Here is a 24892-nt window from a genome sequence, read left to right on the forward strand (position 1 = left end):
GGTGAGCATCTCAATGCCCGTACGGCTCCCCCGGATACGCGTGCGTCTCACTATGCTGGCGCGATGGACGTGGTGAGCGACGCGATCTCCGCCGTACGGGTCGGGCGGCCCTTCTCGCAGCGGGTACGGATCGGCGGCAGCTGGTGCACCCGGCTCGCCCCGTACGAGGGCGCGGGCTTCCACGTCGTCCTGGAGGGGCGCTGCTGGCTGCTCGTCGACGGCGGCGCGCCGGTCGAACTCGGCGCGGGCGACGCCGTCCTGCTGCCGCACGGCACCGGGCACGTCCTCGCCGACGCGCCCGTCGGCGCCGAGGAGCTGGCGCGCGCGGTGCCGTTCGAGCGGTGGGCGGACGGGACGGTGGAGCGCCCGCTGCTGACGCCCGCGCACGCGGGCGGGCCCGTGGTGGAGATGCTGTGCGGCAAATACCGGCTCGACCGCAGCCACGTCCACCCGCTCCTCGCGGAGCTGCCGCCGCTCGTCCACCTGCCGGGGCGGGCGGACGGAGGGGACGAACTGGGCGCCGCCATCGGCCTGTTGGGCCGCGAGGCGGGCGAGCGGCTGCCCGGTTCGGGGGTGGCGCTGCCCAGCCTCCTCGACCTGCTGCTCGTGTACATGGTCCGCGCGTGGGCCACGGGCGGCGGATCCGGGGAGGGGGGCGCCTGGCCCGCCGCCCTCGGCGACCCGGTGACCGCCGCGGCCCTGCGGGCGCTGCACGACGACCCGGCCGCGCCCTGGACCAACGAGCTGCTCGCGGCCGAGGCGGGCGTCTCCCGCCCCACGCTGGCCCGCCGTTTCACCGCGCTCGTCGGCCGGCCCCCGATGGAGTACCTGACGTGGTGGCGGCTCACCCGGGCGGCCGCGCTCCTGCGGGACACCCGGGACCCCCTGGTCTCCATCGCCCGCCGCGTCGGCTACAGCAGTCCGTACGCGCTCTCGCACGCCTTCCGCCGCGAGTTCGGCACGCCCCCGGGGCGGTACCGGGCCGGCCGCTGACCGGCCGACCCGGCGGAACGGCGGTCCGACAGAACGGCGGTCCGGCGGACCGGCAGAACAGCGGAACAGCGGTCCGACGGAACAGCGGTCCGGCGGTCCGGCGGGCTACTCGGCCGGCTTCGCGGTCAGGTTCCTGAACGCGTCGAGGTTCCGCGTCGACTCGCCCCGGGAGACCCGCCAGGCGTACTCCCGGCGGATGGCCGTCGCGAAGCCGAGTTCGAGCAGGGTGTTGAAGTCGCCGTCCGCCGTCTCCAGGACCGAGCCGAGCAGTCGGTCGAGCTCCTCCGGCGTGACGGCGGCCAGCGGGAGCTTGCCGGCGAGGTAGACGTCGCCGAGCGGGTCGATCGCGTACCCCACCCCGTACAGCTTGAGGTTCCGTTCGAGGAGCCAGCGGTGGACGCCGGCCTCGTTCTCGTCGGGGTGGCGGACGACGAAGGCGTTGAGGGAGAGGGAGTGGCGGCCGACCCGCAGCGACAGCGTGGTGAACAGCTTGCGGGTGCCGGGGAGTTTGACCACGTACGCGCCGGGTCCGGTGCTCTCCCACTCCAGCTCCGCGTCGGTGAGCGTGTCCTCGACGATCCGCCGTACGTCCTGAGCGTCCTGAGCGTCAGCCATGGTGGGAGCGTACGCGACGGTGGTGCGCGCGCTGGCGGTGGTCGTGCAGGGCGGCCGTGTACACGTCGGCGGTGCCCGAGGCGGCCGTGTCCCAGCCGAAGGACTCGGCGTGCCGGGCGGCGGCGTCGCCCATCCGCGCGGTGAGCTCCGGATCGGCGGCGAAACGATCCAGCACGCGCGCGTAGTCCGCGGGGTCGTGGCCCTGCACCAGGAAGCCGGTCCGCTCGTCCCGCACGGCGACGGGCAGGCCACCCACCGCCGCGGCGACGACCGGGGTGCCGGCCGCCTGCGCCTCGATCGCGACGAGCCCGAAGGACTCGCTGTACGAGGGCATGACGAGGACCGACGCGGCCCGGAACCAGTCCGCGAGCCGCTCCTGGCCCACCGGCGGGTGGAAGCGCACCAGATCGGCGATGCCCAGCGTGGCGGCGAGCTTCTGGAGCTGCTCCGGCTTGGCGAGGCCGCTGCCGCTGGGGCCGCCGACCACCGGCACCACCATCCGGGAGCGGAGGGTGGGGTCGCGGTCGACCATCAGGGCGGCGGCGCGCAGCAGGATGTCGGGGGCCTTCAGCGGCTGGATGCGGCCGGCGAAGACGGGGACGAAGGCGTCCCGGGGCAGGCCGAGGCGGGCGCGGGCGGCGGCCCGGCCGTCGGCGGGCCGGAAGCGGTCGAGGTTGACGCCGGGGTGGACGACCGCGATCTTGCCGGGGTCCGCCTCGTAGAAGCGGGCCAGCTCGTCGGCCTCCTCGGCGGTGTTGGCGATCAGCCGGTCGGCGGCGGCGACGATCTGCGTCTCGCCGATGACCCGGGCGGCCGGCTCGGGGGTGTCGCCCTCGGCGAGCGAGGCGTTCTTGACCTTGGCCATGGTGTGCATGGCGTGGACGAGCGGGACGCCCCACCGCTCGGCGGCGAGCCAGCCGACGTGGCCGGAGAGCCAGTAGTGCGAGTGGACGAGGTCGTAGTGGCCGGGGCGGTGGCCCGCCCACGCCCGCATCACGCCGTGCGTGAAGGCGCAGAGCTGGGCCGGCAGCTCCTCCTTGGCCAGTCCTTCGTACGGTCCGGCGTCCACGTGCCGCACCAGGACGCCGGGGGCCAGCTCGACCGCGGGGGCGAGGCCGCCGGTGGTGGCCCGGGTGAAGATCTCGACCTCGATGTCGATGGCGGCGAGCCGCTTGGCGAGCTCGACGATGTAGACGTTCATCCCGCCCGCGTCGCCGGTGCCCGGCTGGTGGAGCGGGGAGGTGTGGACGGAGAGCATGGCGACGCGGCGGGGGGTCCGGTGGCGGCCCGGCAGCCGGAGCCGGGAGGGCGCTGCCGGGTGCCGGTGCCGGGTGCCGGCGAACCGGGACACGTACTGGCTCACGTCGGCGGTCCTTCCGCGAGAGGGGCCTGGCGTGCGGACATGACAGGCGGAGGGCGCGGTCCACGTCCTCCGCCCCGGACAACACCGGAACGGTTCTCTTCATTTCCGCCGCGACCGGCGTTTTGCCAATTCATTACGCGGGGTCCGGCTTCCCCCATCCCTTGCGCGACGCGGGGCCCGGCCGCCCTCCGCCCCTTACGTATCCTCGTCGCATGGCCCCGCGCACCACCCGCCCCGTCGGCACCCCGACCCGCGGGACCACCAACCCCAACCGGCTGCGCCGCATGGACCGCTGGATCGCCGCCGTCCACGGCCCCGCCCTGCGCCGCTCCCCCGAGCCGCCCGTCGCCGTCGACCTCGGGTACGGCGCCGCCCCCTGGACCGCCGTCGAGCTCCTCGCCCGGCTGCGCACCGCCGAGCCCCGCACCCTGCTGTACGGGATCGAGATCGAGCCCGCGCGGGTGGCGGCCGCGAAGCCGTACGAGGAGCGGCACGAGGGGCTCGCCTTCGTGCACGGCGGCTTCGAGGTGCCGGTGCCGGGCGCGCCCGCGCTGATCCGGGCGGCGAACGTGCTGCGCCAGTACGACGAGGAGCAGGTCGCGGCGGTGTGGGAGCGGCTGTGCGGGCGGCTCGCGCCCGGCGGGCTGCTCGTCGAGGGGACCTGCGACGAGATCGGGCGCCGGCACGTGTGGGTGGCGCTCGACCGGAGCGGGCCGCGCACGGTCACCTTCGCGACCCGGCTCGGCTCCCTGGAGCGCCCCTCGGACCTGGCCGAGCGCCTGCCGAAGGCGCTGATCCACCGCAACGTGCCGGGCGAGCCGGTCCACGCCTTCCTGCGGGACTTCGACCGGGCCTGGGCGGCGGCGGCCCCGTACGCCTCCCTGGGCGCCCGGCAGCGCTGGATCCGCGCGGTCCGGGACCTGACGGGCGACTGGCCGGTCGTGGACGGCCCGAAGCGCTGGCGGCAGGGCGAGGTGACCCTCCGCTGGGGGGCGCTGGCGCCGGGCGGCGGGTGACCGGCGGGTGTCCTGGGGGCCACCGGCGCCCCACGTCCCCCGCACATCCCCGTGTCCCGGGAACGCCGTCCCCCCATCGGCCGTCACTCTGGCGGGGCACCTGTCGTTTTCGGGCTCCTCGTGGCACTATCGCCAGGACCACCACAAGTTACTGACGGTAAATCAGAAAGTGGCCCGGGGGGATCCCGGTCACGAGGGGGAGACAGTGAACCGACGACGCCGACGTCCGCACGCCGCCGCCGCGGTGACCGTGGTCTGCGCCCTGGCCGTCCTGGCCTCGCCGGCGCTCACGCTCCAGGCCGCCGCCGCCCCGCTGCCGCCGCCCCCGCCGAAGAAGACCCTCGAAGAGGTCCGCACGGAGATCGACGAGCTGTACCGGCAGGCGGCCGCCGCCACCGACGCGTACAACCTCGCCGAGGAGCGCGCCGAGAAGCAGTCCGCCGAGATCGTGCGGCTCGCCCGGATGATCGAGGGCGGCCGGAAGCGGATCGAGACCCTCAAGGCCCAGGCCGGCGCCACCGCCCGCGCCCAGTACCGCAACGGCGGCATCCCCGACAGCGCCCGGCTCGTCCTCGCCGGCGACCCGCAGCTCTTCCTCGACACCGCCGGTCGGCTCCGCGAGGGCGCCAAGGCCACCACCGACCTCATCGGCGAGCTCACCCGCGCCCAGGCCGAGCTGGACACCTACGCCAAGGAGGCCGGCGACAACTGGACCAAGCTGGAGGCCGACCGCGTCAAGCAGGCCCAGGCGAAGAAGGACATCAACGGCAAGATCGCCGCCGCGAAGAAGCTGGAGAGCGAGCTCGCCGCCGAGGAGCGCGAGCGGCTGCGCCGCCTGGAGGAGCTGGCCCGGCAGCAGGCCCAGACGAAGTGGCTCGGCTCCGGGATACTCGCCGAGCTCGGCACCGAGACCTCCCCGGCCGCCCGCGAGGCGATCCGGAACGCCCTCGCCCAGGTCGGCAAGCCGTACGTGTGGGGCGCCGAGGGACCGGACTCCTTCGACTGCTCCGGCCTCACCCAGTCCGCCTGGGCGGCCGCCGGCAAGGTCATCCCGCGCACCTCGCAGGAGCAGTGGCGGCTGCTCCCCCGCGTCCAGCCGAAGGACATGCTCCCCGGCGACCTGATCGTCTACTACAAGGACGCCAGCCACATCGGCATGTACATCGGGGACGGGAAGATGGTCCACGCGCCCCGGCCCGGGCGGAACGTCACGGTCGCGGGCGCCGGCTCGATGGAGATCCTCGGCATCGTCCGCCCGGTCTGACGGGCGGGGGCCGCCGGGCCGACCTGACGGATCGGCCCGAGTGACCTTTCTCATGGGTCCGGGGCCCGCCCGTGCCCGCTCCGGGCACAACTACCTCCCCTTCCGCGGCATATGCCAAGGATGACGGGCGCGCCCGCGGGGTGATCGCCATTCCGCCGCACGCCGCACTGCCGCTATGGTCCCGGACGGGCGGGACGCCACCCGGCGCCCGGATCACCCGCGGGGGAGGGAAGGAAACCCGGACCGATGCCCGTATCCGTACCGCGCCGGAGAATCGTCTCTGCCGCGGGGCAAGGCGAGACCACCGCCATGGACGCCACCGTCATGGACTCCACTGCTGTGACAGACGCAGGAACCGGCACAGGAACCGACCGCGACCGCACCGACCTCACCCTCCTGGTCGTCGAGGACGACCCGGCGGGTTCCCTCGCCGTACCCGAACTGCTGGACGCGGCGGGCAAGGCCGGCACCCGGGTCCGCATCCGCACCGCCCGGAACCTCACCGAGGCCGAGCGGCTGCTCACCGACGACGTGCACTGCGTGCTCGTCGACCTCGCGCTGCCCGCCCCCCGGGGCGCGGCCGACGAGGACCCGCTCGCCCCGCTGCGGCACATCCTGCGCCTCGCGCCCCGGCACGCCGTCCTCGCCCTCGCCCCCTCGGCCGACGCCGAGCTGGCCGCCGAGGCGGTCCGGGTCGGGGCCCAGGACCACCTCTTCCGGGAGGAGCTGGACGGGCGGCTGCTGAGCCGCGCCATCCGGTACGCGGTCGAGCGCAAGCGCAACGACGCCGCCAAGGTGAAGCTCGCCGAGTCCCGGCTGCGCGCCCAGGAGAACGCCCGCCTGGAGCGCGGCCTGCTGCCCACGCCGCTCCTGGAGGGCTCCGACCTGCGCTTCGCTGCCAGCTACCGGCCCGGCCGGTCCCGGGCGCTGCTCGGCGGCGACTTCTACGACGTCGTCCGCACCCCGGACGGCACCGTCCACGCCATGATCGGCGACGTCTGCGGCCACGGCCCCGACGAGGCCGCCCTCGGCGTCGAGCTGCGGATCGCCTGGCGCGCCCTGACCTTCGCCGGGCTCTGCGGGGACGAGCTGCTCTCCACCCTCCAGCAGGTCCTGGAGCACGAGCGGGAGAGCGAGGAGATCTTCGCGACCCTCTGCACGGTCGACATCGCGCCCGACGGGCGCCGCGCCGGGCTCTGTCTGGCCGGCCACCCGGCGCCGCTCGTCGCCCAGCGGGGCGGGACCGCCCGGCTCCTGCCGTACGAGGACGGCGGCCCGGCCCTCGGGCTGCTGCCGCGCGCCCGCTGGCCGCGCCGGCAGGTCGAGCTGGGCGGGGCGTGGAGCCTGCTGCTCTACACCGACGGCCTGATCGAGGGCCGGACGGCGGGCCCGGGCTCGCCCCGGCTCGGGCAGGACGGCATGGTCGGGATGATCAACCGGCAGCTGACCGGCGGCCTGCGCGGCGAGGCGCTCCTGGAGGCCGCGATGGCGGAGGCCCGCTCCCTGAACGGCGGCGAGCTGACGGACGACGTGGCCCTGCTGGCCCTGGAGCGCGAGGGGCCCCTGGGCTAGGCCGCCCCTTCCGGACCGGGCCGGGCCCGCGGCGCCCGGCACGCGCGGGGCCAGGCGGGCCCCTGAGCGCGCGCGAAGGGCCCGGGGGCGGTGCCCCCGGGCCCTCTCCCGCGCGTCCCCGCGGCTACCGGCCGCCGTTGTACGGGCCGTACGGCCCGTCGCTGCTGGATCCGCCGCGCCGGCCGCCGCCACCGCCGCCCATGACCTGCTTGAGGGCCGGGCGGACGTCCACCATGAAGACGATCGCGGCGATCAGGCCGGCGATCAGGAGGAAGAGGAGGCCGGGGAGGAAGAGGTTCAGCGCGAGGTTGACCCCGAGCAGGATCAGCCAGAACTTCTTCGTCTGCTTGTCCGCGGCCCGGTAGGCGTCCTCGCGGACCATCGCCGCGATGACGAACGAGGCGACGGCGAACCCGGTGAAGACCAGGAACATCAGCAGGTTGAGGGTGTTGTCGAACCGGTCCATCAGCATGCTGAACACCGCCTAGGGGGTCATGGGGTACGTGCGCCTCGCGGTCAAGGTACCCGTTTCAACGCACCTGGCCCCAGGAATCGTGCCCGGGTCCGCTATTCGGCCTCGCCGGCCGTGGCCGCGGCCTTCTTCGCGGGGGCCTTACGGGCGGCGGCCTTGCGGGCGGGCGCCTTCTTCGCGGGCGCGGGCTCCCCGGCGGCCTCCGGCTCCTCCGCGGGCGCGGGCACGGACGCGGACGCGGGCTCCTCGTCGGCGGCCTCCTCCGGCTCGACCACGACCGTGATCCCGGTGGCCGGGGCGGGGGCCTCGCCGCGCCAGGCGCGGACGGTCTCCTCGCCGAGGGCGGCGACCTCCTCGTACTTCTCGCGCGCCTTGACGGCGTACTCGGCGGCCACGCCGACGCCCCGCAGGGCCAGGTCCTGCGCGGTCTCGCCGAGCTTCTTGAGGTCGTCGGCGTCGAGGGAGCCGACGGCCCCGACGACCTCGGCGACCTTCGCCTGGACGACGGCCTGGGCCTCCTTGGCCCGGTCGGTGACCTTCTCCTGGACGGCCTTGGGGTCGGTCTTCCGCACGGCCTCGATCCGGCCGGGCGCCTCGGCGGCGAGCTGCTCGAGCAGACCGGGCACCTTGAGGGCCTGCCGCACGGCGAGGTCGGCCGTGCCGGCGGCGAAGTAGAGGGGGGTCCGCAGTTCGTCGATGATGGCCATGCTGGTGGTCCTCCCGATGGGGGCGTACTGGCTCTAGGCTTCCGGCTCCGCTGTGGCTCCCGCCGCGGCCTCCGCCGCGTTCTCCTTGCGGAAGGAGTCGTAGATCTGGAGCAGCACCTGCTTCTGCCGCTCGCTGATCGAGGGATCGGCCAGGATGACGGCGCGCGTCTCCAGCTCCTCCCGGTCCTTCTCGTCGAGGATCCCGGCCCGCACGTAGAGCGTCTCGGCCGAGATCCGCAGCGCCTTGGCGACCTGCTGGAGCACCTCGGCGCTGGGCTTGCGCAGCCCGCGCTCGATCTGGCTGAGGTACGGGTTCGACACCCCGGCGGCGTCGGCGAGCTGCCGGAGCGAGAGCTGCGCGGTGCGCCGCTGCTCGCGCAGGTACTCGCCGAGGCTGCCGAGATTGCCGACGTTGAGCGATGCCATGCTCCGTACCCTGCCACCCGTTGCTAACTATTGCAAGCACATGCTTGCAAGAGGCACCACCGGCCGCGCCGGGCGAACCGGCCCCCGGGCCCCGCCCCGGCAGTACCGTGAGGGCGTGAGCACCCGCATACCCCTCGACGACCTCCGGCGCCTGCGGAAGGCGCGGGACCGGATGGACCGGGACTACGCGCAGCCGCTGGACGTGGCCGCGCTCGCGCGGACCGCGCTGATGTCCACCGGGCACTTCGCGCGGAGCTTCCGCAGCGCCTTCGGGGAGACCCCGTACAGCTACCTCATGACCCGGCGGATCGAGCGCGCCAAGGCGCTGCTGCGGCGCGGGGACCTGTCGGTGACGGACGTCTGCATGGAGGTGGGGTGTACGTCGCTGGGCTCGTTCAGCTCGCGCTTCACCCAACTGGTCGGGGAGACGCCGAGCGCCTACCGGGCCCGGGAGCACGGGGCCGACGCCGCCCTGCCCGCCTGCGTCGCCAAGGTGGTCTCGCGACCGGTCAGGAACGGAGAAGCGCGGGCCGGCGGCGCTCCCTAGCGTGGGGGCCATGGACATCAACCTCTCCCAGAGCTTCATCACCGTCGACGACCACGACGAGGCGCTCGGCTTCTACCGGGACACGCTCGGCCTGGAGGTCCGCAAGGACGTGGGCTTCCAGGACATGCGCTGGGTGACCGTGGGGTCGCCCGCGCAGCCGGACGTGTCGGTCGTGCTGGAGTCGCCGCTGGCCGACCCCGGCGCCTCCGAGGCCGACCGCCGGGCGGTCGTCGACCTCATGCGCAAGGGCCTGCTGCGCGCGGCGATCTTCGGCACGGACGACTGCGACGCGGTCTTCGAGCGCGTCGCCGCCTCGGGGGCCGAGGTCCTGCGGGAGCCGGTCGACCAGCCGTACGGCGTCCGCGAGTGCGCCTTCCTCGACCCGGCGGGCAACCAGATCGTCTTCCAGCAGCCGAAGTCCTGACGGCCGGCCGGGACCGGTCCCGCGTTTTCCTACGGTTCTCGATAATCCGCGACGGATCGATCCTGGCTACCCTGGCGGACATGACCGCCATGACGCCCCGCCGCAGCGAGCCCGATCTCTCCTACCTCCTCGACCACACCAGTCACGTCCTGCGCACCCGCATGGCGGCGGAGCTGGCGGAGATCGGGCTCACCGCCCGGATGCACTGCGTCCTCGTCCACGCCCTGGAGGAGGAGCGGACCCAGGCGCAGCTCGCCGAGATCGGCGACATGGACAAGACGACGATGGTCGTCACCGTCGACGCGCTGGAGAAGGCCGGGCTGGCCGAGCGGCGGCCGTCGAGCACGGACCGGCGGGCGCGGATCATCGCCGTCACCGAGGCGGGCGCGCGGGTCGCCGCGGAGAGCCGGCGGATCGTGGACGGCGTCCACGCGGACGCCCTCGGCTCGCTCCCCGAGGAGGAGCGGGAGGTGCTGGTCCGGGCGCTGGGGCGGCTGGCCGACGGCCCCCTGCGGACGCCCGTCGAGGGGCCGGGGACCGCGCGCCGGGCCCGCCAGAAGAACTGACCCGGGGCCGGAGGGGCCCGGCGGAAGCCCTCCATCAAGTTCCGTAAAAAATAGTCTGCAACAAAACCTTCTGCTAGCGTCTCTCCTGTCGCCTCCACGGACAGGAGAGATCCCCATGCGTGCCCAGAACCGTTCCCTCGCGCTCACCGTGCTCGCCAGCGCCATGCTCATGACCGTCCTCGACGGCAGCATCGTCACCGTCGCCATGCCCGCCGTCCAGGCCGACCTCGGCTTCACCCCGGCCGGCCTGAGCTGGGTCGTCAACGCCTACCTCATCGCCTTCGGCGCGCTCCTGCTGCTCGCCGGACGCCTCGGCGACCTGATCGGACGCAAACGGATGTTCCTCGCCGGGACCGCCGTCTTCACAAGTGCATCGCTGCTCGCCGGCGTCGCCGGCTCCCCCGCCGTCCTGATCGCCGCCCGCTTCCTCCAGGGCGCCGGCAGCGCGATGTCCTCCGCCGTCAGCCTCGGCATCCTCGTCACGCTCTTCACCGAACCCCGCGAACGCGCCCGCGCCATCGCCGTGTTCAGCTTCACCGGAGCCGCCGGCGCCTCCCTCGGCCAGGTCCTCGGCGGGCTCCTCACCGACGCCCTCTCCTGGCACTGGATCTTCTTCATCAACCTGCCCGTCGGCGCCGCCGCGATCGCCCTCGCCGTCCGCGCCCTCCCCGCCGACCGGGGCCTCGGCCTCGCCGCCGGCGCCGACGCCCTCGGCGCGCTCCTGGTCACCGCGGGCCTGACGACCGGCATCTACGCGGTCGTGCGCATCGAGGAGCACGGGGCCGCCTCCGCCCACACCCTGGGCCTCGGCGCCCTCGCCCTCGCCCTGCTCGCCGGCTTCCTGGTCCGCCAGCGCCGGGCCGCCACCCCCCTGATGCCGCTGCGGATCCTGCGCTCCCGCGCGGTCGCGGGCGCCAACCTCGTCCAGCTCCTCATGGTCGCCGCCCTCTTCTCCTTCCAGGTCCTCGTCGCCCTCTACCTCCAGCGGGTCCAGGGGTACGGCGCCACCGCCACCGGCCTCGCCATGCTGCCCGCCGCCCTGGCCATCGGCGCCGTCTCGCTGGGCGTCTCGGCCCGGCTCATCACCCGCTACGGCGAGCGCGCGGTGCTGCTCACCGGCCTCGGGCTGCTGGTCGGCGTGCTGGGCCTGCTCACCCGGGTCCCCGTGCACGCCTCGTACGCCACCGACCTGCTCCCGGTGATGCTGCTCGCCGCCGGCTTCGGCCTGGCGCTGCCGGCCCTCACGGCGCTCGGCATGTCGGGCGCCGACGAGGCCGACGCGGGCCTGGCCTCGGGGCTCTTCAACACCACGCAGCAGATCGGCATGGCGCTCGGCGTGGCGGTCCTCTCCACCCTGGCCGCCGCCCGCACCGAGGCGCTCGGCGCGGCCGGGCGGACCGCGGCGGAGGCCCTGACGGGCGGCTACCGCCTGGCCTTCGCGGTCGGCACGGGGCTGCTGCTCGCCGCCCTCGCGGTCGCGGCGACCGTGCTCCGCGCGAAGGCGGCGGCCCCCCGGCCCGAGGTCGTCACCGCCGCCTGACGGCGGCTCAGGACGCGCGGCCCTCCACGAGGGCCGCGACGCCGTCCAGGATCCGGGCCAGACCGAAGCGGAACTCGTCGTCGGGGCCGTCGGCCTGGTCCAGGACCCCCGAGTCGATCACCTTCGCCACCTGCGGGAACGCGGCCGGGTCGACCAGCCGGCGCAGGGTGCGGCTGTACTGGGCCATGGCCTCCTCCGGCGCGACCCCGGACGCCTCCATCGCGTCCGCGAGCTCGGCCATCATCAGCGCGTCGCTCTTCACGAAACCGGACACCAGCAGCGTCACCGAGATCTTGGTGCCCTCGTCGAGGCCGGTGCCCTCCATCGCGAGCAGCGCCTTCTCCCACCAGGCCACCGCGTGCGGGGTCGCGGGCGGGCCGGAGACCGGGATCCGCAGCAGCCAGAGGCTGCGCAGATAGACCTCGCGCATCGCCCGGGCCCAGCGCTCCAGCCCCTCCCGCCAGGGGACGTCCGGGCCGAACAGCTCCGGCGGGGCGCCCGTCGCGGCCTCCTGCATCAGCACGTACAGCTCCTGCTTGGCGGAGACGTACCGGTAGAGGGACATCGTCGAGACGCCCAGCTCCTTGGCGACCCGCCCCATCGAGACGGCGGCGAGCCCCTCCGCCGAGGCGAGCTCCACGGCCGCGGCGACGATCCGGTCCTGGCTGAGGCCGGGCTTCGGCCCCTTGGTGGGGCGCTCGCGCAGCCCCCAGGCGGCCTCGATCGAGGCCGGCAGGTACGACCCGCCCTCGCCCCGGGACACGTTCCCGTCCTTGCCGCCCGTCATCCGCGCCGCCTCCTGAGCTCGCCCGCTTGACGCCCATCCTAGTAATGCGTAACCCTTACACAGTAACGCGTAAGGCATACGCAGTACGCTGCTGAGCGCCGCAGAAGGGGACACCCATGCCTCCCGCCATCGAGACCACCGGCCTGACCAAGGGCTACGGCACCACCCGCGTCCTCGACGCCCTCGACCTCCGCGTCGAGACCGGCACCGTCTTCGCCCTCCTCGGGCCCAACGGCGCCGGCAAGACCACCACCGTCCGGATCCTCACCACCCTCACCGCCCCCGACGGCGGGCACGCGCGCGTGGCGGGCCACGACGTCGTCACCGAGCGCCGCGCCGTCCGCCGCGCCATCAGCCTCACCGGCCAGTACGCGGCCGTCGACGAGACCCTCACCGGCGCCGAGAACCTCCGCCTCGCCGCCCGCCTCTCCGGCCTCTCCCGCGCGGCCGCCGCCCGCCGCGCCGACGAACTCCTCGAACGCTTCCGGCTCACCGACGCCCGCGACCGGCAGGCGAAGACGTACTCCGGAGGCATGCGCCGCCGCCTCGACCTCGCCGCCGGCCTCGTCCGCGACCCCGGCACCACCCGGGTCGTCTTCCTCGACGAACCCACCACCGGCCTCGACCCGCGCAGCCGGAACGAACTCTGGGACGTCGTCCGCGAGTTGTCCGCCCACGGCACCACCGTCTTCCTCACCACCCAGTACCTGGAGGAGGCCGACCGGCTCGCCCACCGCATCGCCGTCCTCGGCGGCGGCCGCGCCCTCGCCGAAGGCACCGCCGCGGAGCTGAAGACCCGTTACGCGGGCCACCGCCTCGACCTCGTCGCCCGCGACCGGGACGCGTACCTCCGCCTCACCCCGCACGCCACCGCCCACACCCCCGAGACCCTCACCCTCGGCCTCCCCACCGACGGCAGCGCCGCCCACGTCCGCGCCCTGCTCGACGCCCTCGACCCGGACCGCACCGACATCGAGCGCTTCACCCTGCACAGCGCGACCCTCGACGACGTCTTCCTCACCCTGACCAGCACCGCGAAGGAGCCGAGCCGTGCCTGACGCGACCGCGAGCCCCCTCACCACCGCCACCGTCCTCGTCGGACGCGGCCTCCTCCTCAGCCGGCGCAACCTCGACGCCGTCATCAGCGCGCTGGTGCTGCCGGTGATGCTGATGCTGGTCTTCGTCTACTTCTTCGGCGGGGCCATCGACACCGGCGACACCCGCTACGTCACCTACGTCGTCCCCGGCGTCATCGTCCTGTGCGCCGGCTTCGGCGCCGCCGCGACCGCCGTCACCGTCAGCGACGACATGCAGCGCGGCACCGTCGACCGCCTCCGCACCCTCGACGTCGGCGCCGTCCCCTTCCTCACCGGACACGTCGTCGCCGCCGTCGCCCGGAACCTCCTGGCCACCGGCCTGGTCCTCGGCGTCGCCCTCCTCATCGGCTTCCGCCCCGCCGCCACCGCCGGCGGCTGGCTCGCCGCGGCCGGCCTGCTGCTCGCCTACATCACCGCCGTCTCCTGGCTGTCCGCCGCGGCCGGCCTCGTCACCCGCAGCCCCGAGGCGGCCGGCGCGGTCACCTTCCTCATGATGTTCCTGCCCTACCCGAGCAGCGCCTTCGTCCCCATCGACACCATGCCGGGCTGGCTGCACGGCTTCGCCGAGCACCAGCCCGTCACCCCGCTCATCGAGTCCCTGCGCGGCCTGCTCCTCGACCGGCCGGTCGGCGACGCGCCCTGGACCGCCCTCGCCTGGTGCGCCGGCCTCCTCCTCCTGGCCGTCGCCGCCTCCGGCACCCTCTTCCGCCTGCGCACCCGCTGACGGATCAGAAGATGTCCGGCGAGAACGGCCGCAGCGGGGTGCGGAAGAGCAGGTCGGCACGGGCGGCCGCGCCCGGCACCGCCTCCTCGATCCGGCCCAGCCGCGCCAGCCGCACCGCCGACTCGTCGCCGAGGACCAGCCGGGCCAGCTCGGCCACGTCGAGCACCAGGTCCGCCGAGGCGGTCGTCGGGACGCACGAGGCGCCCTTCGGGGAGGCGTCGAGGCGGTGGCGCCCGCCCGCGTACCCGTCCCCGTCCCGCACGTCGAGGACCAGCCCGTCCGTCACCGGGTACGTCCGCTCCTCCAGGACCCGCGCCACGTCGAGGATCCGCAGCCACAGCATGTCCGCGTGGCTCACCGTCCGCGCCGCGCGCGGGTCCGGCAGCAGCAGCGGCAGCGGGTCGTCCGGCGGCCGGTGGCCGCTGCGCACCGTCACCACCCAGTCGACCGAGCAGACGAACCGCCACAGGGCCCGCTCGGCGGCCGGCGTCGCCGCGATCAGGTCCCGCACGGTCAGCGTGTTCTCCGGCTGCTTGTCGTCGCTCCACCTGTCGTCGCAGCGGTACGACACGTACCCCTCGGGCTCGCCCGACGCCGAGCGGTAGACCGCGTAGTACGGCTCGGTCCAGGGCTCCAGGTGGTGGCCGCCGCCGGTGCCCACGTCCCAGTTCCGGGCGGAGCGGTCGGTGACGCCGGCCCGGACCCCGGCGAGCCGCCGGTGCAGCCCCGGCCCGATCCGGCGGATCTCCGCCCCGTCGCAGAGGTCGATCCGGCCCCCGTCCTCGGGGCCGCCGGTGCGCCGCGGGTCGAGCCCCGCCCGGCGCAGGTCCACGCTCCACTCGGTGACGGAGCTCGCGGGCCCGAAACCGTACCGGCCGTAGATCGGGTACTCGGCGGCGATCAGCGTCGCGATCGCGTCGCCCCGCTCCCGGGCGGCGGCGAGGTCCAGGGCCATCAGCCGGCTCAGCAGCCCGCGCCGCCGGTGCGTCGGCGCCACCGTCACCTGGGTGATCGCGTCGGCGGACAGGGCGCCGCCGCCGACCGCGCTCACCTCCTGCCGGAAGGAACGGAAGGTGGCGACGACCCGGCCGCCGTCCAGGGCGGCGCGGGTGCGGTCGAGGTCGACGTGGGCCAACCGGTCCGCCACCAGCCCGTCGGGGACGACGGGCTCGTGCAGGAACCCCGTCCGCAGCGCCCGCAGCCAGTCGGGGAACTCGGACTCGGTCACCGTGCGCAGTTCCACAGCCATCCCCCGACCCTACGCACGGCCCGGCCCTCCCGGCACGGGGTTTTCCGTGCGGGAGGGCCGGGGGTCCGTCGGGCGGGCGCCGGTCAGGCCAGCAGGTCGTCGACCTGGGCCTCGCCCTCCCGGTAGCGGCGGGCGATCTCCGCGCCGCAGTCGTCGGCGGTCCGCTGGAGCGCCTGCCGGCGGCGCGAGATCTGCTGCTCGTACCCCGCCAGCCGCCCCATCGCGGTGTGCAGCTCCTCGTCCGTGCGGGCCGTCAGGTCCGACAGCTCGACCTCCGACAGCATCTCCGAGGCCAGCCGCCGGTACTCCTCCCCGCGCGGCGTCGACAGCGTCACGTGCCGGGCCGAGGAACGGTGCCGGGACGGCCCGTCGGCGAGGATCTCGGAGAGCCGGTCGAGCACCGGCGCCTCCGGGTCGGTCCGGCGCGCCAGCTCGGCCCGCAGGATGTCGATCCGGCCCTGGAGCATCCGCCGCACGTAGCTGAGGTCGGCCTCGTCGCTCTGCGCGTCCCGGCGCAAGGCCCGCAGTTCGGCCAGGCGCAGGCCGCCGAGGTCGTGACCGGGCCCCTCGGGTTCGGCGGTCCGCTGCGCGGGCGGCCGGGCGACCGGTCCGCCGGGCGCCGCCCCGGCGGGGCGGATCAGCGGTACGGGGCCGGACGGCGTCGGCCCGGTGCTGGATGCACTCATGAGAATCGTCCCCTCGACCGGTGCGGAGCCGCACCGCCTCCTGGCATGGTGCCACTCCGGCACGCGCGCGTGCAGGCGCTCTGCACCCGTTCGGCCCCCAGAAATCCCCGATCGGTAGGTTGGGACCCATGCGAGCTGTGGTGCAGAGGGTGGACGGCGCGAAGGTCGTCGTCGCAGGGGAGACGGTCGGCGAGATCACCGGCGAGGGACTGTGCGTCCTGGTGGGCGTCACCCACGACGACACCCCGGAGAAGGCGGCCCAATTGGCCAGAAAGCTCTGGTCCGTCCGGGTATTGGAGGACGAGAAGTCCTGCTCCGACGTGGACGCCCCGCTCCTGGTGATCTCCCAGTTCACGCTCTACGGCGACGCCCGCAAGGGCCGCCGCCCCACCTGGAACGCGGCCGCCCCCGGCCCCGTCGCCGAACCCCTCGTCGACGAGGTCGTCGCGCAGCTGCGGAAGCTCGGCGCGCGCGTGGAGACGGGCCGCTTCGGCGCCGACATGCGCGTCAGCCTCACCAACCACGGCCCGTTCACGGTCCTCGTCGAGGTCTGAGCCCCGGCCCGGGGGCTACGGCTCGACGACGGTCTCCTGCGCGGCGGCCGTCGTCCCCGCCACCAGCGGCGCGTCCACCGGCACGTTCCGCTTCACCAGCGCCAGGGCGATCGGCCCCAGCTCGTGGTGGCGGACGGCGGTCGTCACGAAGCCGAGCTGACGCCCGTCCGGCCCGTCGGCCGCGAGCCGCAGCGGCGTGCCGTGCCCCGGCAGGCTCACCTCGCTGCCGTCCAGGTGCAGGAAGACCAGCCGGCGCGGCGGCTTGCCCAGGTTGTGCACCCGGGCGACCGTCTCCTGCCCCCGGTAGCAGCCCTTCTGGAGGTGCACGGCGGTGCCGATGAGCCCGATCTCGTGCGGGATGGTCCGGTGGTCGGTCTCGAAGCCGAGCCGCGGCCGGTGCGCCTCCACCCGCAGCGCCTCGTACGCGAGGACGCCGGCGGCCGGCCCGTGCGCGGCGGCGAAGGACTCCAGCCCGGCGCGGGGCAGGAACAGGTCGCGGCCGTACGGGGTCTCCCGTACGACCACGCCGCCGGGCGTCTCGGCGGTCGACCCGGCCGGCAGGTGCACGACGGCGAACTCCTCCGTCCGGTCGGCGACCTCCACCCGGTAGAAGAACTTCATCGACTCCAGATAGGCGAGCAGCTCGCCCTCGGTGCCCGGCTCGACGTGCGCCCACACCGTCTCGCCGTCGTCGACGAGCGAGAGGGCGTGCTCGATGTGCCCGTTCGCGGAGAGGATCAGCGCCTCGGTGGCCCGGCCGGCCGGCAGGTCGCTGACGTGCTGGGTGAGCAGCAGGTGCAGCCAGCTCAGCCGGTCCTCACCGGTGACGGTGACGACGCCGCGGTGGGAGAGGTCGACGAAACCGGTGCCGTCGGCGAGGGCGCGCTGCTCGCGGAACAGGTCGCCGTAGTGGGCGGCGACGCCTTCGTCGCGGCCTTCGGCCGGAACGGCGCCGGGCAGGGACAGCAGAGGGCTCTTCATGGGAAAAGCCTACGACTCCGCGGCGGCGGCCTTCCGGGAGCAGTCGGCACACCGCCCGAAGATCGCGAAGTGCTTCATGTCGGTCTCGAAGCCGAAGGTCTCGCGGAGCTTCCCGGTGAACTCGGCGGCCACCTCCACGTCCGCCTCGATGACCTCCGAGCAGTCCCGGCACACCAGGTGGAGGTGGTGGTGCCGGTCCGCGAGGTGGTAGGTCGGGGCGCCGTGCCCCAGGTGCGCGTGGCTGACCAGTCCGAGCTCCTCCAGGAGCTCCAGGGTCCGGTACACGGTGGAGATGTTCACCCCGGAGGCGGTCTTCCGCACCTCGACGAGGATGTCGTCGGGCGTGGCGTGCTCCAGCACGTCCACCGCCTCCAGGACAAGCTGACGCTGCGGCGTCAGCCGGTAGCCACGCCGCCGCAGGTCGCTCTTCCAGTCGGTGCTCACCACGCCCCCAGTGTACGGAGGGCGTGGCGGGCCGCCGGTGGTCCTACTTGAAGAAGGCGATGCCGTCGTCGGGCATGTCGGGGAGGTTGCGGGCCATCTCGGCGACCTCCTCGGGGGTGACGACCTTCTTCAGGTGCGCCGACATGTAGGGGCGGAGCGGGACCTCGGGGGTCGCCTTCTCGCCGACCCACATCAGGTCGCTCTTCACGTAGCCGTAGAGCCGCTTGCCGCCGCTGTACGGGCCGGAGGCCGCGGTGCGGGCCACGGCGTCGGTCGCCAGGTCGATCTGCGGCTTCTGGTCGGCGAGCTCGCCGTACCAGACCTCGACGACGCCGTCGTCGCGGACCATGACGACCTCGACCTTGCGGTCCTTGTCGATCCGCCAGAAGCCGCTCTCGCTCTCCAGCGGGCGGACCTTGTTGCCCTCCGCGTCGAGGACCCAGGAGTGCGAGCGGTACTCCAGGAAGTCCCGGCCGTCGTGGCTGAAGGTCACGGACTGGCCGAAGTTGCACTTCTCCGCGCCGGGGAAGTCGGACACGCCGGCGCCCTCCCAGGTCCCGAGGAGGAACGCGAGCGGGACGAGGTCCGGGTTGAGGTCGGACGGGATCTGGATCATGAGCGACTCAGACGATCTGTGAAGGGGGATCGGTGAAGGAAGGTCGGTGGAGGCGGCGGACCGGGAAGGTCAGCGCTGGCCCTGGTACAGCTTCTTCACGGTCAGACCGGCGAAGGCGAGCACGCCGACGGCGACCAGGACCAGCAGAGTCTCGAAGAAAATGATCACGGAGTGCTCCTCGGCTGAGGGTGAAGGCGGAACGGGCCGGACCCCAGCTTAGTGGGCGGGGGCCCGGCCCACTCGGTGAGGTGGGTCTCCGGGGACGGCCCGGTCAGCCGAGCAGCTGGTTCTGGAGCGTCACCGTCTGCTGGAAGGGGACGGCGAGCGCCTCGCCGGCCCGGACCTGGGTCACCACGGCCACGATGTCGCCGGTCTGGAGGTACGCCCAGCGGGTCTGCTCGGGGCCGTACGGCTTCTTCTCCCGGAAGCCGTAGAGCGTCGTGTCCGGCACGTCGACGACCGAGGCGTAGTCCTCCGGCACCACGTCCTCGACGCCCCGGGGCAGCACCGCCGGGGCGGAGGCCGCGCCCGCGTCCAGGGCGTCGTCCTTGAACGCCTCCGCGTACGCCACCGAGCCGAACCGCAGCAGGTGCACGGTGCTGCGGGTGCCGTCGGGCATGGTCCAGGCCCGGGCCGCGATGTGCCGGAGCGTGGAGTCGGCGAGCGCCGTCCGCAGCTCGGCCCGGTCCTCGTCGCCGTACAGGGCGAGGAAGGACTCGGTCGTCACCCAGGTGCCGTCGGTCTTCGGGTCGACCTTCGCGCCGGCCGGGGCCGGCAGCACGAGCCGGCGCGCGTCCGCGTAGTGGATCTCGCCGTCGTTGCCGTCGGTGAAGGGCCGCGGCTTGCCCTCCGGCAGGGCCGGGAGGCTCAGCTCCGGGTACTCCCAGCGGCCGTCGCTCTCGGTCGCGAGCCCCGGCACCTCGTGCCGTTCCAGCGAGGTGATCCAGGCGGCGGTGCCGGCTCCGGCACCGGCGAAGACCACCACGGCGGCGGTCCACCGCGCGACGGCGGCGAGCACCCGGCGCGACCGCCGGGGCCCGGCGGTCGCGGCCCGCGGCGCCTCCTCGACGGCGGCGTCGGTCCCGACGGCGGCTCCGGCCTCGGCGGCCTCGGGCGCCGCTCCGGCGGCCGGGCCCGATGCGGTCACGCTCATACGTACTCCCCCGGGGACTGGATGTGGTCGAGCTGCTTCTTCACGAGCTCCGCGACCTCGGACTTCTCGAAGGGGACCGCGCCGAACGCGACGACGGAGACCATGAGCTCGGAGTCGTACGCGGAGCAGGACATGCCCCGGAGCGCGTTCTCCCGGTCCTCCTTCTCCTCCTCGGTCTCCTCCTCGACCCGGTCCTGCGGGTCCTCCAGGAGGAAGCAGGAGGAGTTGCGGTGGTCCTTGATCTTCGGGCCCTCGGGGAGCTCCAGGAACTCGGCGAGCTCCCGCTTCCACCGGTACAGGTCGTGGATGCTGCGCTTGTCCTTCATGCGCACGATCTGGATCTCGACGACGAGGTGGTTGTCGTACGAGGTGAGGGACCGCATGCCCATGCCCTGCACGCCCAGCTTGTCGATGCGCTTCTCGTAAGCGCGGCGCTTCTTGCCGGAGAGCCCGCGGGCCTCGCTCTTCAGCAGGGCGGCGGCCTCCCGGCCGGACAGCTCGCCGTCGTTGCCGTACGACTCGATGTCGGGGCCCAGGCGGTAGCCCGAGGGGACGGGCAGCAGCAGCTTGCTCATGGGGGTGTCGGCGCGCCCGCGGGTGATCGCGGTCGCGGCCGGGTCCTTGGAGGTCGCCTTCGGGTCCGGCGCCTGCCAGCCGACGGTCTCGGCCGTGCGGTCGGCGTTCGCCACGGTGACGGCGGTGTACCCGATGCCGCCGCCGGCCGCCCCCAGGACGAGGACGGCGGGCAGGACGACGCCGAGCAGGATCCGCCCGACCCGCCTCTCGCGGACGGGCGGCACCTCCACGGCCGGCGTCTCCGCGACGGCCGGCGGCTCGGGGGCGGACTGCGCCTCGGGGGTCTCGTGCTCGCTCACAGGCGCTCCAGCTGCTTCTCGGCCAGCGTGCGGATGTCCTTCTTGCTGATCTTCTTCGTGTCGAAGATGTCGATCTCGGCCATCACGTCGCCGCGCTGGAAGATCGCCCGGGCCCGGTACAGGTCGAGGTAACCGGCCTCCCGGTGCGCCGGATAGACGTAGTAGCGGCCGTTCCCGCTGCCCTTGATCGCGTCGCCCGGGTTGTCCGCGTGCTCCTCCCCGTCCATGTAGGAGAGCTGGTCCTCGGCGTGGTCCACGGCGCCGAGCTCGCCGCTGGGGGCGAACTGGACGAGCCGGATGATCGTGGTGCGGCTCTCGCCCGACTCCCAGCTGCGGAAGGCGATCCGCCGCAGCCGGCTCTCGCCGAGGAAGGTGAGCATCCAGCTCTCGTCCTTGAAGTCCCGCGCGTACGAGGCGATGTCGTACCAGCCGTCGCGCGGCCCGAACTCGTTGTCGCGGGCCCCGGCCGGGCGCGGGACGAGCAGCTTGCGCAGATCGCCGTCCGTCTTCGCCAGGGCGTCCTCGGCGGCGGGGAGCGGATCGGGCTCCTCGCCCTTCGGGAGCGGCTTCGCGGGATGGGCGAGACCCGGCTGGTTGAGGGCCGGGAGCGGCGTCGGCTCGCGCTGGGCCTGGACGCCGTAGCCGACGGCCGTGCCGCCGATGACGCCGAGCACGGCGGCGACGGCGATCAGCGCGATCGTACGGCCGGCCCGGCGGCGGCGCGGAACCGACCGTGTGAGCGGTTCCGGGGCGGGGTCCGGCGACGGCGCCGGCCCGCTCTGAGCGGATTCGACCGCTTCTGAGGCTTCCAAAACAGTCCCCCCACGAGACGAGAAGGGCGGATTCCGTTATCCGCGCACCCACCTGACCCGTGAGGCATGCGGGGAGTTGCATGACTTCGCATTACAGTTCGGTATATGGCGAAGAAGCTCGTGATCAAGGTGACCGCCGGGGCCGACGCCCCGGAACGCTGCTCCCAGGCCTTCACCGTGGCCGCCGTCGCCGTCGCGAGCGGCGTCGAGGTGTCGCTGTGGCTGACCGGCGAGTCCGCGTGGTTCGCCCTCCCGGGCAGGGCGGCCGAGTTCGACCTGCCGCACGCGGCCCCGCTGCCGGACCTGATCGACGCGGTCCTGGCGGCCGGCCGGATCACCCTGTGCACCCAGTGCGCGGCCCGTCGCGAGATCACCGAGAAGGACGTCCTGGACGGCGTGCGCATCGCCGGCGCCCAGGTCTTCGTCCAGGAGTCCCTGGCCGACGACACCCAGGCCCTCGTGTACTGATCCCGTCCCCGGCTCGGCCGGCGCCCCGCCGCCGCTACTCCCGGCGCTTCTTGCCGTCGAGCTCGTCCCACCACTCGTCCGACTGCGGGTCCCCGGACGGGTCGTCCCACCAGCGGTCCTCCGGCCCCCGCCGGTTCGCCACCATCGCCGCGACCGGCGGAATGACCATGGCCACGACGCACATCCCGACGGCGACCGGCATGGAGAACAGCCGCACGACGGCCCAGGCGCCCACGAAAAGCACCAGGCAGGCACCCATCATCCAGAAGTAGACGCGCCGACGCCGTGCGTACACACCTTCAGCCTACGACCGCCCCCCGGGCAAGAGAAGAAGCCGGAGGGCCGTGCCTCAGGTCCTGGTGATGGCGTCCAACCCCCCAGGAGGCACGGCCCTCCGGCCGTCGGTGTCCGCGGATCAGACCGCGATGGCCACGTCCGTCAGGCTGCCCGTCTCGGTGACGACGACCTTGCGGTCGGCCTGGGCGCCGGGGACGAGGGCGCGGAGGGTCCACTCGCCGGCGGCCGCGTAGAAGCGGAACTGGCCGGTGGCGGAGGTGGGGACCTCGGCCGTGAACTCGCCGGTGGCGTCCAGGAGGCGGACGTAACCGGTGACGGGCTCGCCGTCCTTGGTCACCTGGCCCTGGATGGCCGTCTCACCGGGCTTGAGCGTGCTGACGTCGGGGCCGCCGATCGGAGCTCCACACATGTTCTTGGGTCCTGTCCTGTCGCGAGGGGGAGGCGGTTACTTGTTGGCGCCGAGCTCGATCGGCACGCCCACGAGGGAGCCGTACTCGGTCCACGAGCCGTCGTAGTTCTTGACGTTCGGGACCTCCAGCAGCTCGTGGAGGACGAACCAGGTCAGCGCCGAGCGCTCGCCGATGCGGCAGTAGGCGACGGTGTCCTTCGCCAGGTCGACCTGCTCGGCCTCGTAGAGGGCCTTGAGCTCGTCGTCCGACTTGAAGGTGCCGTCGTCGTTGGCGTTCTTCGACCACGGGATGTTGCGGGCGGTCGGGACGTGGCCCGGGCGCTGCGACTGCTCCTGCGGGAGGTGGGCGGGGGCGAGCAGCTTGCCGGAGAACTCGTCGGGCGAGCGGACGTCGACGAGGTTCTGGGTGCCGATCGCGGCCACGACGTCGTCGCGGAAGGCGCGGATGGAGACGTCCTGGGCCTGGGCCTTGTACTCGGTGGCCGGGCGGTTCGGGACCTCGGAGCCGTCGACCAGGTCGCGGGAGTCGAGCTCCCACTTCTTGCGGCCGCCGTCGAGGAGCTTGACGTCCTGGTGGCCGTAGAGCTTGAAGTACCAGTAGGCGTACGAGGCGAACCAGTTGTTGTTGCCGCCGTAGAGGACGACCGTGGTGTCGTTGGCGATGCCCTTGGCGGAGAGGAGCTTCTCGAAGCCCTCCTGGTCGATGAAGTCGCGGCGCACCGGGTCCTGGAGGTCCTTGGTCCAGTCGATCCGGATGGCGTTGCGGATGTGGTTCTTGTCGTAGGCGGCGGTGTCCTCGTCGACCTCGACGATCGCGACGGCCGGGTTGTCGAGGTTGGCCTCGACCCAGTCGGCGTCGACCAGTACGTCGCTGCGAGCCATGCTGTTTCTCCTCCGGGGCAGTGTGCGGCGGTGCGGTGCGAGGGTGGTGCTGCATGTGCGGGTACGCGCCGGGGCGAGGCGCCCGACGGCGTCGTGCGGCGCGGTGCGGCCCGGACCCCGGGGGTCGGCGGGCCGTGGGAAATACGGGCGCGGAGCGCGTCCCGCTCAGACGGAGCGACAGAGCATGGCGGCGATGCGGCACAGGTCTACTGCCCGCCGCTTCGTGAGTTCCGCCTGTCGCTTCATGCCGTCGATCGTAGGGACGGACGGGCGGCCGTGTCACCGGTGTGTCGTATTTTGAGACGGGATCATCCGGGTAGTGAGACCGGAGAGGGGCCGGAGCGGCCCGGCGCGCCCTTCCGTCCGGCCGCCTTCCCGCGCACTTCTGCGGATCGGACGGCCTCGTCTCATTATGTGAAAACGGGGCGCAGGGAGGGCCGTTCGGCCCGCCGTTCCCCGCCCCGGGCCGCCACGTCCGCCCTCGGACCGCCACGGCCTGGCCCCGGGCCGCCGTGGCCGGGCTCGGCCGCCGTGGCCGGGACTCAGCCCGCTATGGCCACGTCCCGGCCCGTCACCGTCACGGCCAGCCCCTCCGGGCGCGGCTCCACCGTGGCGACCCGCATGCCGGCGACGCGGCCGAGCGGGCGCTCGAAGTCGGTGCGCTCGCGGACGAGCTTCTCCAGGAAGGGGATGCCCTCGCCGGGCACCTCGTCGGCGCGGACCCTGACGGTGTCGCCGCCGACCAGGGTGACCGAGGAGACAACGGTGCGGGTCACCGTGCGGCCCAGGACCACGACGCTGCCCGTCACCTTCACCTTGCCGGGACCGCCGTACTCCATGGCGGTGGCCCGCCGGGAGGCCGCGACGAGGTCGGCGTACGAGATGAGCGCCGTGCCGCTCGCCTCGCCGGCCCGGAAGCCGGACCAGTCGCCGGTGACGGTCACGTCCCGCAGGTCGAAGGTGATCTCGTCGATCCGGAGGGACTTGTCGCCCGCCTGGGTGTGGGCGCCCCGCGCGACCACCTCGACCTCGTCGAAGCGCTTGTCGGCGGCCTGGGTGAGGAAGGGGAAGCCCTTGATGTCGACCTCGACGGACTCGGTCCTGCCGCCCGCGAGCGAGGCGCGGCCCGCCACCTCCGACTCGGCCCAGGCGGCGGCCAGCCGGTCGGCGCCGACCAGGACCCCGCCCAGCACGACGGCCACCACCAGCAGGATCCGCAGTGCTCGCATGGCTGTCTCTTCCCCCGTCGCCGTGTCGTCAGTCTCGCCGGGACGTGGGCCGGCCCCCCGACACGAAGATCGACGTGTCGGGGGGCCGGGCGGTTCCCGGGCGCCCCGGGCGTGCGGTCGGACC

Annotated in this window: 30 protein-coding genes; 12 read left to right on the forward strand and 18 right to left on the reverse strand. The window is 73.9% G+C overall.

Features of this window, described 5'->3' with window-relative positions; translation table 11 throughout:
- Nucleotides 1-63 precede the first annotated feature (63 nt).
- Nucleotides 64-993 carry an AraC family transcriptional regulator gene (locus AB0E83_RS12165; protein ID WP_362109328.1) on the forward strand — a complete coding sequence of 310 codons (930 nt, stop codon included), beginning with the start codon at nucleotides 64-66 and terminating at the stop codon, nucleotides 991-993.
- 105 nt (nucleotides 994-1098) lie between these two features.
- Here AB0E83_RS12165 and AB0E83_RS12170 read toward each other — a convergent pair whose 3' ends face one another.
- Both AB0E83_RS12170 and mshA read right to left on the reverse strand, forming a co-directional pair.
- Nucleotides 1099-1608: a YbjN domain-containing protein gene (locus tag AB0E83_RS12170; RefSeq protein WP_362109330.1), complete on the reverse strand. Its 510-nt coding sequence runs from the start codon at nucleotides 1606-1608 to the stop codon at nucleotides 1099-1101.
- Nucleotides 1601-2971, reverse strand: a complete 1371-nt coding sequence (mshA, locus tag AB0E83_RS12175; protein ID WP_362109332.1) for a D-inositol-3-phosphate glycosyltransferase — start codon at nucleotides 2969-2971, stop codon at nucleotides 1601-1603. The genes AB0E83_RS12170 and mshA overlap by 8 nt, the downstream gene beginning before the upstream one ends.
- A gap of 212 nt (nucleotides 2972-3183) precedes the next feature.
- Here mshA and AB0E83_RS12180 point away from each other — a divergent pair, with 212 nt between their 5' ends.
- The 3 genes from AB0E83_RS12180 (at nucleotide 3184) to AB0E83_RS12190 (ending at nucleotide 6823) form a co-directional block, all read left to right on the forward strand.
- Nucleotides 3184-3987, forward strand: coding sequence for a class I SAM-dependent methyltransferase (locus AB0E83_RS12180; RefSeq protein ID WP_362109334.1), 804 nt, complete (start codon nucleotides 3184-3186; stop codon nucleotides 3985-3987).
- Between the two features lie 205 nt (nucleotides 3988-4192).
- Nucleotides 4193-5251 (forward strand): C40 family peptidase, encoded by a 1059-nt coding sequence (locus tag AB0E83_RS12185; RefSeq protein WP_362109336.1) that lies wholly within the window; start codon nucleotides 4193-4195, stop codon nucleotides 5249-5251.
- A gap of 324 nt (nucleotides 5252-5575) precedes the next feature.
- Complete coding sequence (locus AB0E83_RS12190) at nucleotides 5576-6823, forward strand: fused response regulator/phosphatase (RefSeq protein ID WP_362109404.1); 1248 nt, start codon at nucleotides 5576-5578, stop codon at nucleotides 6821-6823.
- Between the two features lie 124 nt (nucleotides 6824-6947).
- Here AB0E83_RS12190 and AB0E83_RS12195 read toward each other — a convergent pair whose 3' ends face one another.
- From AB0E83_RS12195 to AB0E83_RS12205, 3 genes are all read right to left on the reverse strand, one after another.
- A complete protein-coding gene (locus tag AB0E83_RS12195; protein WP_189853180.1) occupies nucleotides 6948-7295 on the reverse strand; it encodes a DUF2516 family protein in 348 nt (115 codons plus the stop codon).
- Between the two features lie 95 nt (nucleotides 7296-7390).
- Entirely contained in the window at nucleotides 7391-8002 is a 612-nt protein-coding gene (locus AB0E83_RS12200) for a hypothetical protein (RefSeq protein ID WP_362109338.1), read from the reverse strand.
- A 33-nt stretch (nucleotides 8003-8035) separates the two neighbouring features.
- Nucleotides 8036-8428 carry a helix-turn-helix transcriptional regulator gene (locus AB0E83_RS12205; RefSeq protein WP_362109340.1) on the reverse strand — a complete coding sequence of 131 codons (393 nt, stop codon included), beginning with the start codon at nucleotides 8426-8428 and terminating at the stop codon, nucleotides 8036-8038.
- A gap of 127 nt (nucleotides 8429-8555) precedes the next feature.
- Between AB0E83_RS12205 and AB0E83_RS12210 the strand changes: the two genes are divergently transcribed.
- The 4 genes from AB0E83_RS12210 to AB0E83_RS12225 all read left to right on the forward strand — a co-directional run bounded on the left by AB0E83_RS12210 (nucleotide 8556) and on the right by AB0E83_RS12225 (nucleotide 11505).
- Entirely contained in the window at nucleotides 8556-8975 is a 420-nt protein-coding gene (locus AB0E83_RS12210; protein ID WP_362109406.1) for a helix-turn-helix transcriptional regulator, read from the forward strand.
- Between the two features lie 10 nt (nucleotides 8976-8985).
- Entirely contained in the window at nucleotides 8986-9399 is a 414-nt protein-coding gene (locus AB0E83_RS12215; protein WP_362109342.1) for a VOC family protein, read from the forward strand.
- An 80-nt stretch (nucleotides 9400-9479) separates the two neighbouring features.
- Complete coding sequence (locus AB0E83_RS12220) at nucleotides 9480-9965, forward strand: MarR family winged helix-turn-helix transcriptional regulator (RefSeq protein ID WP_362109344.1); 486 nt, start codon at nucleotides 9480-9482, stop codon at nucleotides 9963-9965.
- 115 nt (nucleotides 9966-10080) lie between these two features.
- Nucleotides 10081-11505, forward strand: a complete 1425-nt coding sequence (locus AB0E83_RS12225) for an MFS transporter (RefSeq protein ID WP_362109346.1) — start codon at nucleotides 10081-10083, stop codon at nucleotides 11503-11505.
- Nucleotides 11506-11512: 7 nt separating this feature from the next.
- Here the strand turns inward: AB0E83_RS12225 and AB0E83_RS12230 are convergent, their stop codons facing one another.
- Nucleotides 11513-12292, reverse strand: coding sequence for a TetR/AcrR family transcriptional regulator (locus AB0E83_RS12230; protein WP_362109348.1), 780 nt, complete (start codon nucleotides 12290-12292; stop codon nucleotides 11513-11515).
- 116 nt (nucleotides 12293-12408) lie between these two features.
- Here AB0E83_RS12230 and AB0E83_RS12235 point away from each other — a divergent pair, with 116 nt between their 5' ends.
- Entirely contained in the window at nucleotides 12409-13350 is a 942-nt protein-coding gene (locus tag AB0E83_RS12235) for an ATP-binding cassette domain-containing protein (protein ID WP_362109350.1), read from the forward strand.
- Nucleotides 13343-14113: an ABC transporter permease gene (locus AB0E83_RS12240; RefSeq protein ID WP_362109352.1), complete on the forward strand. Its 771-nt coding sequence runs from the start codon at nucleotides 13343-13345 to the stop codon at nucleotides 14111-14113. Before AB0E83_RS12235 ends, AB0E83_RS12240 begins: the two co-directional genes overlap by 8 nt.
- Nucleotides 14114-14117: 4 nt before the next feature.
- On the opposite strand, the gene AB0E83_RS12245 is transcribed toward AB0E83_RS12240, so the two are convergent.
- Together AB0E83_RS12245 and AB0E83_RS12250 are read right to left on the reverse strand one after the other, a co-directional pair.
- Entirely contained in the window at nucleotides 14118-15362 is a 1245-nt protein-coding gene (locus tag AB0E83_RS12245; RefSeq protein WP_362109354.1) for a GNAT family N-acetyltransferase, read from the reverse strand.
- 83 nt (nucleotides 15363-15445) lie between these two features.
- Nucleotides 15446-16048 (reverse strand): ABC transporter substrate-binding protein, encoded by a 603-nt coding sequence (locus AB0E83_RS12250; protein WP_362109356.1) that lies wholly within the window; start codon nucleotides 16046-16048, stop codon nucleotides 15446-15448.
- Between the two features lie 128 nt (nucleotides 16049-16176).
- Between AB0E83_RS12250 and dtd the strand changes: the two genes are divergently transcribed.
- Nucleotides 16177-16602 carry a D-aminoacyl-tRNA deacylase gene (gene dtd / locus AB0E83_RS12255; protein ID WP_362109358.1) on the forward strand — a complete coding sequence of 142 codons (426 nt, stop codon included), beginning with the start codon at nucleotides 16177-16179 and terminating at the stop codon, nucleotides 16600-16602.
- A 15-nt stretch (nucleotides 16603-16617) separates the two neighbouring features.
- Here the strand turns inward: dtd and AB0E83_RS12260 are convergent, their stop codons facing one another.
- The 6 genes from AB0E83_RS12260 to AB0E83_RS12285 form a co-directional block, all read right to left on the reverse strand.
- Nucleotides 16618-17583 carry a folate-binding protein gene (locus tag AB0E83_RS12260; protein WP_362109360.1) on the reverse strand — a complete coding sequence of 322 codons (966 nt, stop codon included), beginning with the start codon at nucleotides 17581-17583 and terminating at the stop codon, nucleotides 16618-16620.
- 9 nt (nucleotides 17584-17592) lie between these two features.
- Nucleotides 17593-18030, reverse strand: coding sequence for a transcriptional repressor (locus AB0E83_RS12265; protein WP_362109362.1), 438 nt, complete (start codon nucleotides 18028-18030; stop codon nucleotides 17593-17595).
- 40 nt (nucleotides 18031-18070) lie between these two features.
- A complete protein-coding gene (locus AB0E83_RS12270) occupies nucleotides 18071-18643 on the reverse strand; it encodes an FABP family protein (protein WP_362109364.1) in 573 nt (190 codons plus the stop codon).
- Between the two features lie 271 nt (nucleotides 18644-18914).
- Nucleotides 18915-19796, reverse strand: coding sequence for a hypothetical protein (locus tag AB0E83_RS12275; RefSeq protein ID WP_362109366.1), 882 nt, complete (start codon nucleotides 19794-19796; stop codon nucleotides 18915-18917).
- Nucleotides 19793-20671, reverse strand: coding sequence for a hypothetical protein (locus AB0E83_RS12280; RefSeq protein ID WP_362109368.1), 879 nt, complete (start codon nucleotides 20669-20671; stop codon nucleotides 19793-19795). Before AB0E83_RS12280 ends, AB0E83_RS12275 begins: the two co-directional genes overlap by 4 nt.
- Nucleotides 20668-21345: a hypothetical protein gene (locus AB0E83_RS12285; protein ID WP_362109370.1), complete on the reverse strand. Its 678-nt coding sequence runs from the start codon at nucleotides 21343-21345 to the stop codon at nucleotides 20668-20670. Before AB0E83_RS12285 ends, AB0E83_RS12280 begins: the two co-directional genes overlap by 4 nt.
- Before the next feature lie 243 nt (nucleotides 21346-21588).
- Between AB0E83_RS12285 and AB0E83_RS12290 the strand changes: the two genes are divergently transcribed.
- The gene (locus AB0E83_RS12290) at nucleotides 21589-21951 is read left to right on the forward strand and encodes a DsrE family protein (RefSeq protein WP_362109372.1); all 363 of its coding nucleotides are present in this window, start codon (nucleotides 21589-21591) and stop codon (nucleotides 21949-21951) included.
- Nucleotides 21952-21985: 34 nt separating this feature from the next.
- Here AB0E83_RS12290 and AB0E83_RS12295 read toward each other — a convergent pair whose 3' ends face one another.
- The 4 genes from AB0E83_RS12295 to AB0E83_RS12310 all read right to left on the reverse strand — a co-directional run bounded on the left by AB0E83_RS12295 (nucleotide 21986) and on the right by AB0E83_RS12310 (nucleotide 24768).
- Nucleotides 21986-22246: a DUF3099 domain-containing protein gene (locus AB0E83_RS12295; RefSeq protein WP_362109374.1), complete on the reverse strand. Its 261-nt coding sequence runs from the start codon at nucleotides 22244-22246 to the stop codon at nucleotides 21986-21988.
- Nucleotides 22247-22366: 120 nt separating this feature from the next.
- Nucleotides 22367-22657: a DUF1416 domain-containing protein gene (locus AB0E83_RS12300; RefSeq protein ID WP_362109376.1), complete on the reverse strand. Its 291-nt coding sequence runs from the start codon at nucleotides 22655-22657 to the stop codon at nucleotides 22367-22369.
- A 36-nt stretch (nucleotides 22658-22693) separates the two neighbouring features.
- Nucleotides 22694-23539, reverse strand: coding sequence for a sulfurtransferase (locus AB0E83_RS12305; protein ID WP_362109378.1), 846 nt, complete (start codon nucleotides 23537-23539; stop codon nucleotides 22694-22696).
- Between the two features lie 542 nt (nucleotides 23540-24081).
- Nucleotides 24082-24768: a DUF2993 domain-containing protein gene (locus tag AB0E83_RS12310; protein ID WP_362109380.1), complete on the reverse strand. Its 687-nt coding sequence runs from the start codon at nucleotides 24766-24768 to the stop codon at nucleotides 24082-24084.
- Nucleotides 24769-24892: the final 124 nt, after the last annotated feature.

The sequence above is a fragment of the Streptomyces sp. NPDC035033 genome (genome assembly GCF_040636735.1).
GTDB lineage: Bacteria > Actinomycetota > Actinomycetes > Streptomycetales > Streptomycetaceae > Streptomyces.

Excerpts from the sequence above, each read along its gene's own strand:
- AB0E83_RS12165 (WP_362109328.1), top strand. The coding sequence starts at position 64 with ATGGACGTGGTGAGCGACGCGATCTCCGCCGTACGGGTCGGGCGGCCC.
- AB0E83_RS12170 (WP_362109330.1), bottom strand. The coding sequence starts at position 1,608 with ATGGCTGACGCTCAGGACGCTCAGGACGTACGGCGGATCGTCGAGGAC.
- AB0E83_RS12180 (WP_362109334.1), top strand. The coding sequence starts at position 3,184 with ATGGCCCCGCGCACCACCCGCCCCGTCGGCACCCCGACCCGCGGGACC.
- AB0E83_RS12190 (WP_362109404.1), top strand. The coding sequence starts at position 5,576 with ATGGACTCCACTGCTGTGACAGACGCAGGAACCGGCACAGGAACCGAC.
- AB0E83_RS12195 (WP_189853180.1), bottom strand. The coding sequence starts at position 7,295 with ATGCTGATGGACCGGTTCGACAACACCCTCAACCTGCTGATGTTCCTG.
- AB0E83_RS12200 (WP_362109338.1), bottom strand. The coding sequence starts at position 8,002 with ATGGCCATCATCGACGAACTGCGGACCCCCCTCTACTTCGCCGCCGGC.
- AB0E83_RS12205 (WP_362109340.1), bottom strand. The coding sequence starts at position 8,428 with ATGGCATCGCTCAACGTCGGCAATCTCGGCAGCCTCGGCGAGTACCTG.
- AB0E83_RS12215 (WP_362109342.1), top strand. The coding sequence starts at position 8,986 with ATGGACATCAACCTCTCCCAGAGCTTCATCACCGTCGACGACCACGAC.
- AB0E83_RS12220 (WP_362109344.1), top strand. The coding sequence starts at position 9,480 with ATGACCGCCATGACGCCCCGCCGCAGCGAGCCCGATCTCTCCTACCTC.
- AB0E83_RS12225 (WP_362109346.1), top strand. The coding sequence starts at position 10,081 with ATGCGTGCCCAGAACCGTTCCCTCGCGCTCACCGTGCTCGCCAGCGCC.
- AB0E83_RS12230 (WP_362109348.1), bottom strand. The coding sequence starts at position 12,292 with ATGACGGGCGGCAAGGACGGGAACGTGTCCCGGGGCGAGGGCGGGTCG.
- AB0E83_RS12235 (WP_362109350.1), top strand. The coding sequence starts at position 12,409 with ATGCCTCCCGCCATCGAGACCACCGGCCTGACCAAGGGCTACGGCACC.
- AB0E83_RS12245 (WP_362109354.1), bottom strand. The coding sequence starts at position 15,362 with ATGGCTGTGGAACTGCGCACGGTGACCGAGTCCGAGTTCCCCGACTGG.
- AB0E83_RS12250 (WP_362109356.1), bottom strand. The coding sequence starts at position 16,048 with ATGAGTGCATCCAGCACCGGGCCGACGCCGTCCGGCCCCGTACCGCTG.
- dtd (WP_362109358.1), top strand. The coding sequence starts at position 16,177 with ATGCGAGCTGTGGTGCAGAGGGTGGACGGCGCGAAGGTCGTCGTCGCA.
- AB0E83_RS12260 (WP_362109360.1), bottom strand. The coding sequence starts at position 17,583 with ATGAAGAGCCCTCTGCTGTCCCTGCCCGGCGCCGTTCCGGCCGAAGGC.
- AB0E83_RS12270 (WP_362109364.1), bottom strand. The coding sequence starts at position 18,643 with ATGATCCAGATCCCGTCCGACCTCAACCCGGACCTCGTCCCGCTCGCG.
- AB0E83_RS12275 (WP_362109366.1), bottom strand. The coding sequence starts at position 19,796 with ATGAGCGTGACCGCATCGGGCCCGGCCGCCGGAGCGGCGCCCGAGGCC.
- AB0E83_RS12290 (WP_362109372.1), top strand. The coding sequence starts at position 21,589 with ATGGCGAAGAAGCTCGTGATCAAGGTGACCGCCGGGGCCGACGCCCCG.
- AB0E83_RS12300 (WP_362109376.1), bottom strand. The coding sequence starts at position 22,657 with ATGTGTGGAGCTCCGATCGGCGGCCCCGACGTCAGCACGCTCAAGCCC.
- AB0E83_RS12305 (WP_362109378.1), bottom strand. The coding sequence starts at position 23,539 with ATGGCTCGCAGCGACGTACTGGTCGACGCCGACTGGGTCGAGGCCAAC.
- AB0E83_RS12310 (WP_362109380.1), bottom strand. The coding sequence starts at position 24,768 with ATGCGAGCACTGCGGATCCTGCTGGTGGTGGCCGTCGTGCTGGGCGGG.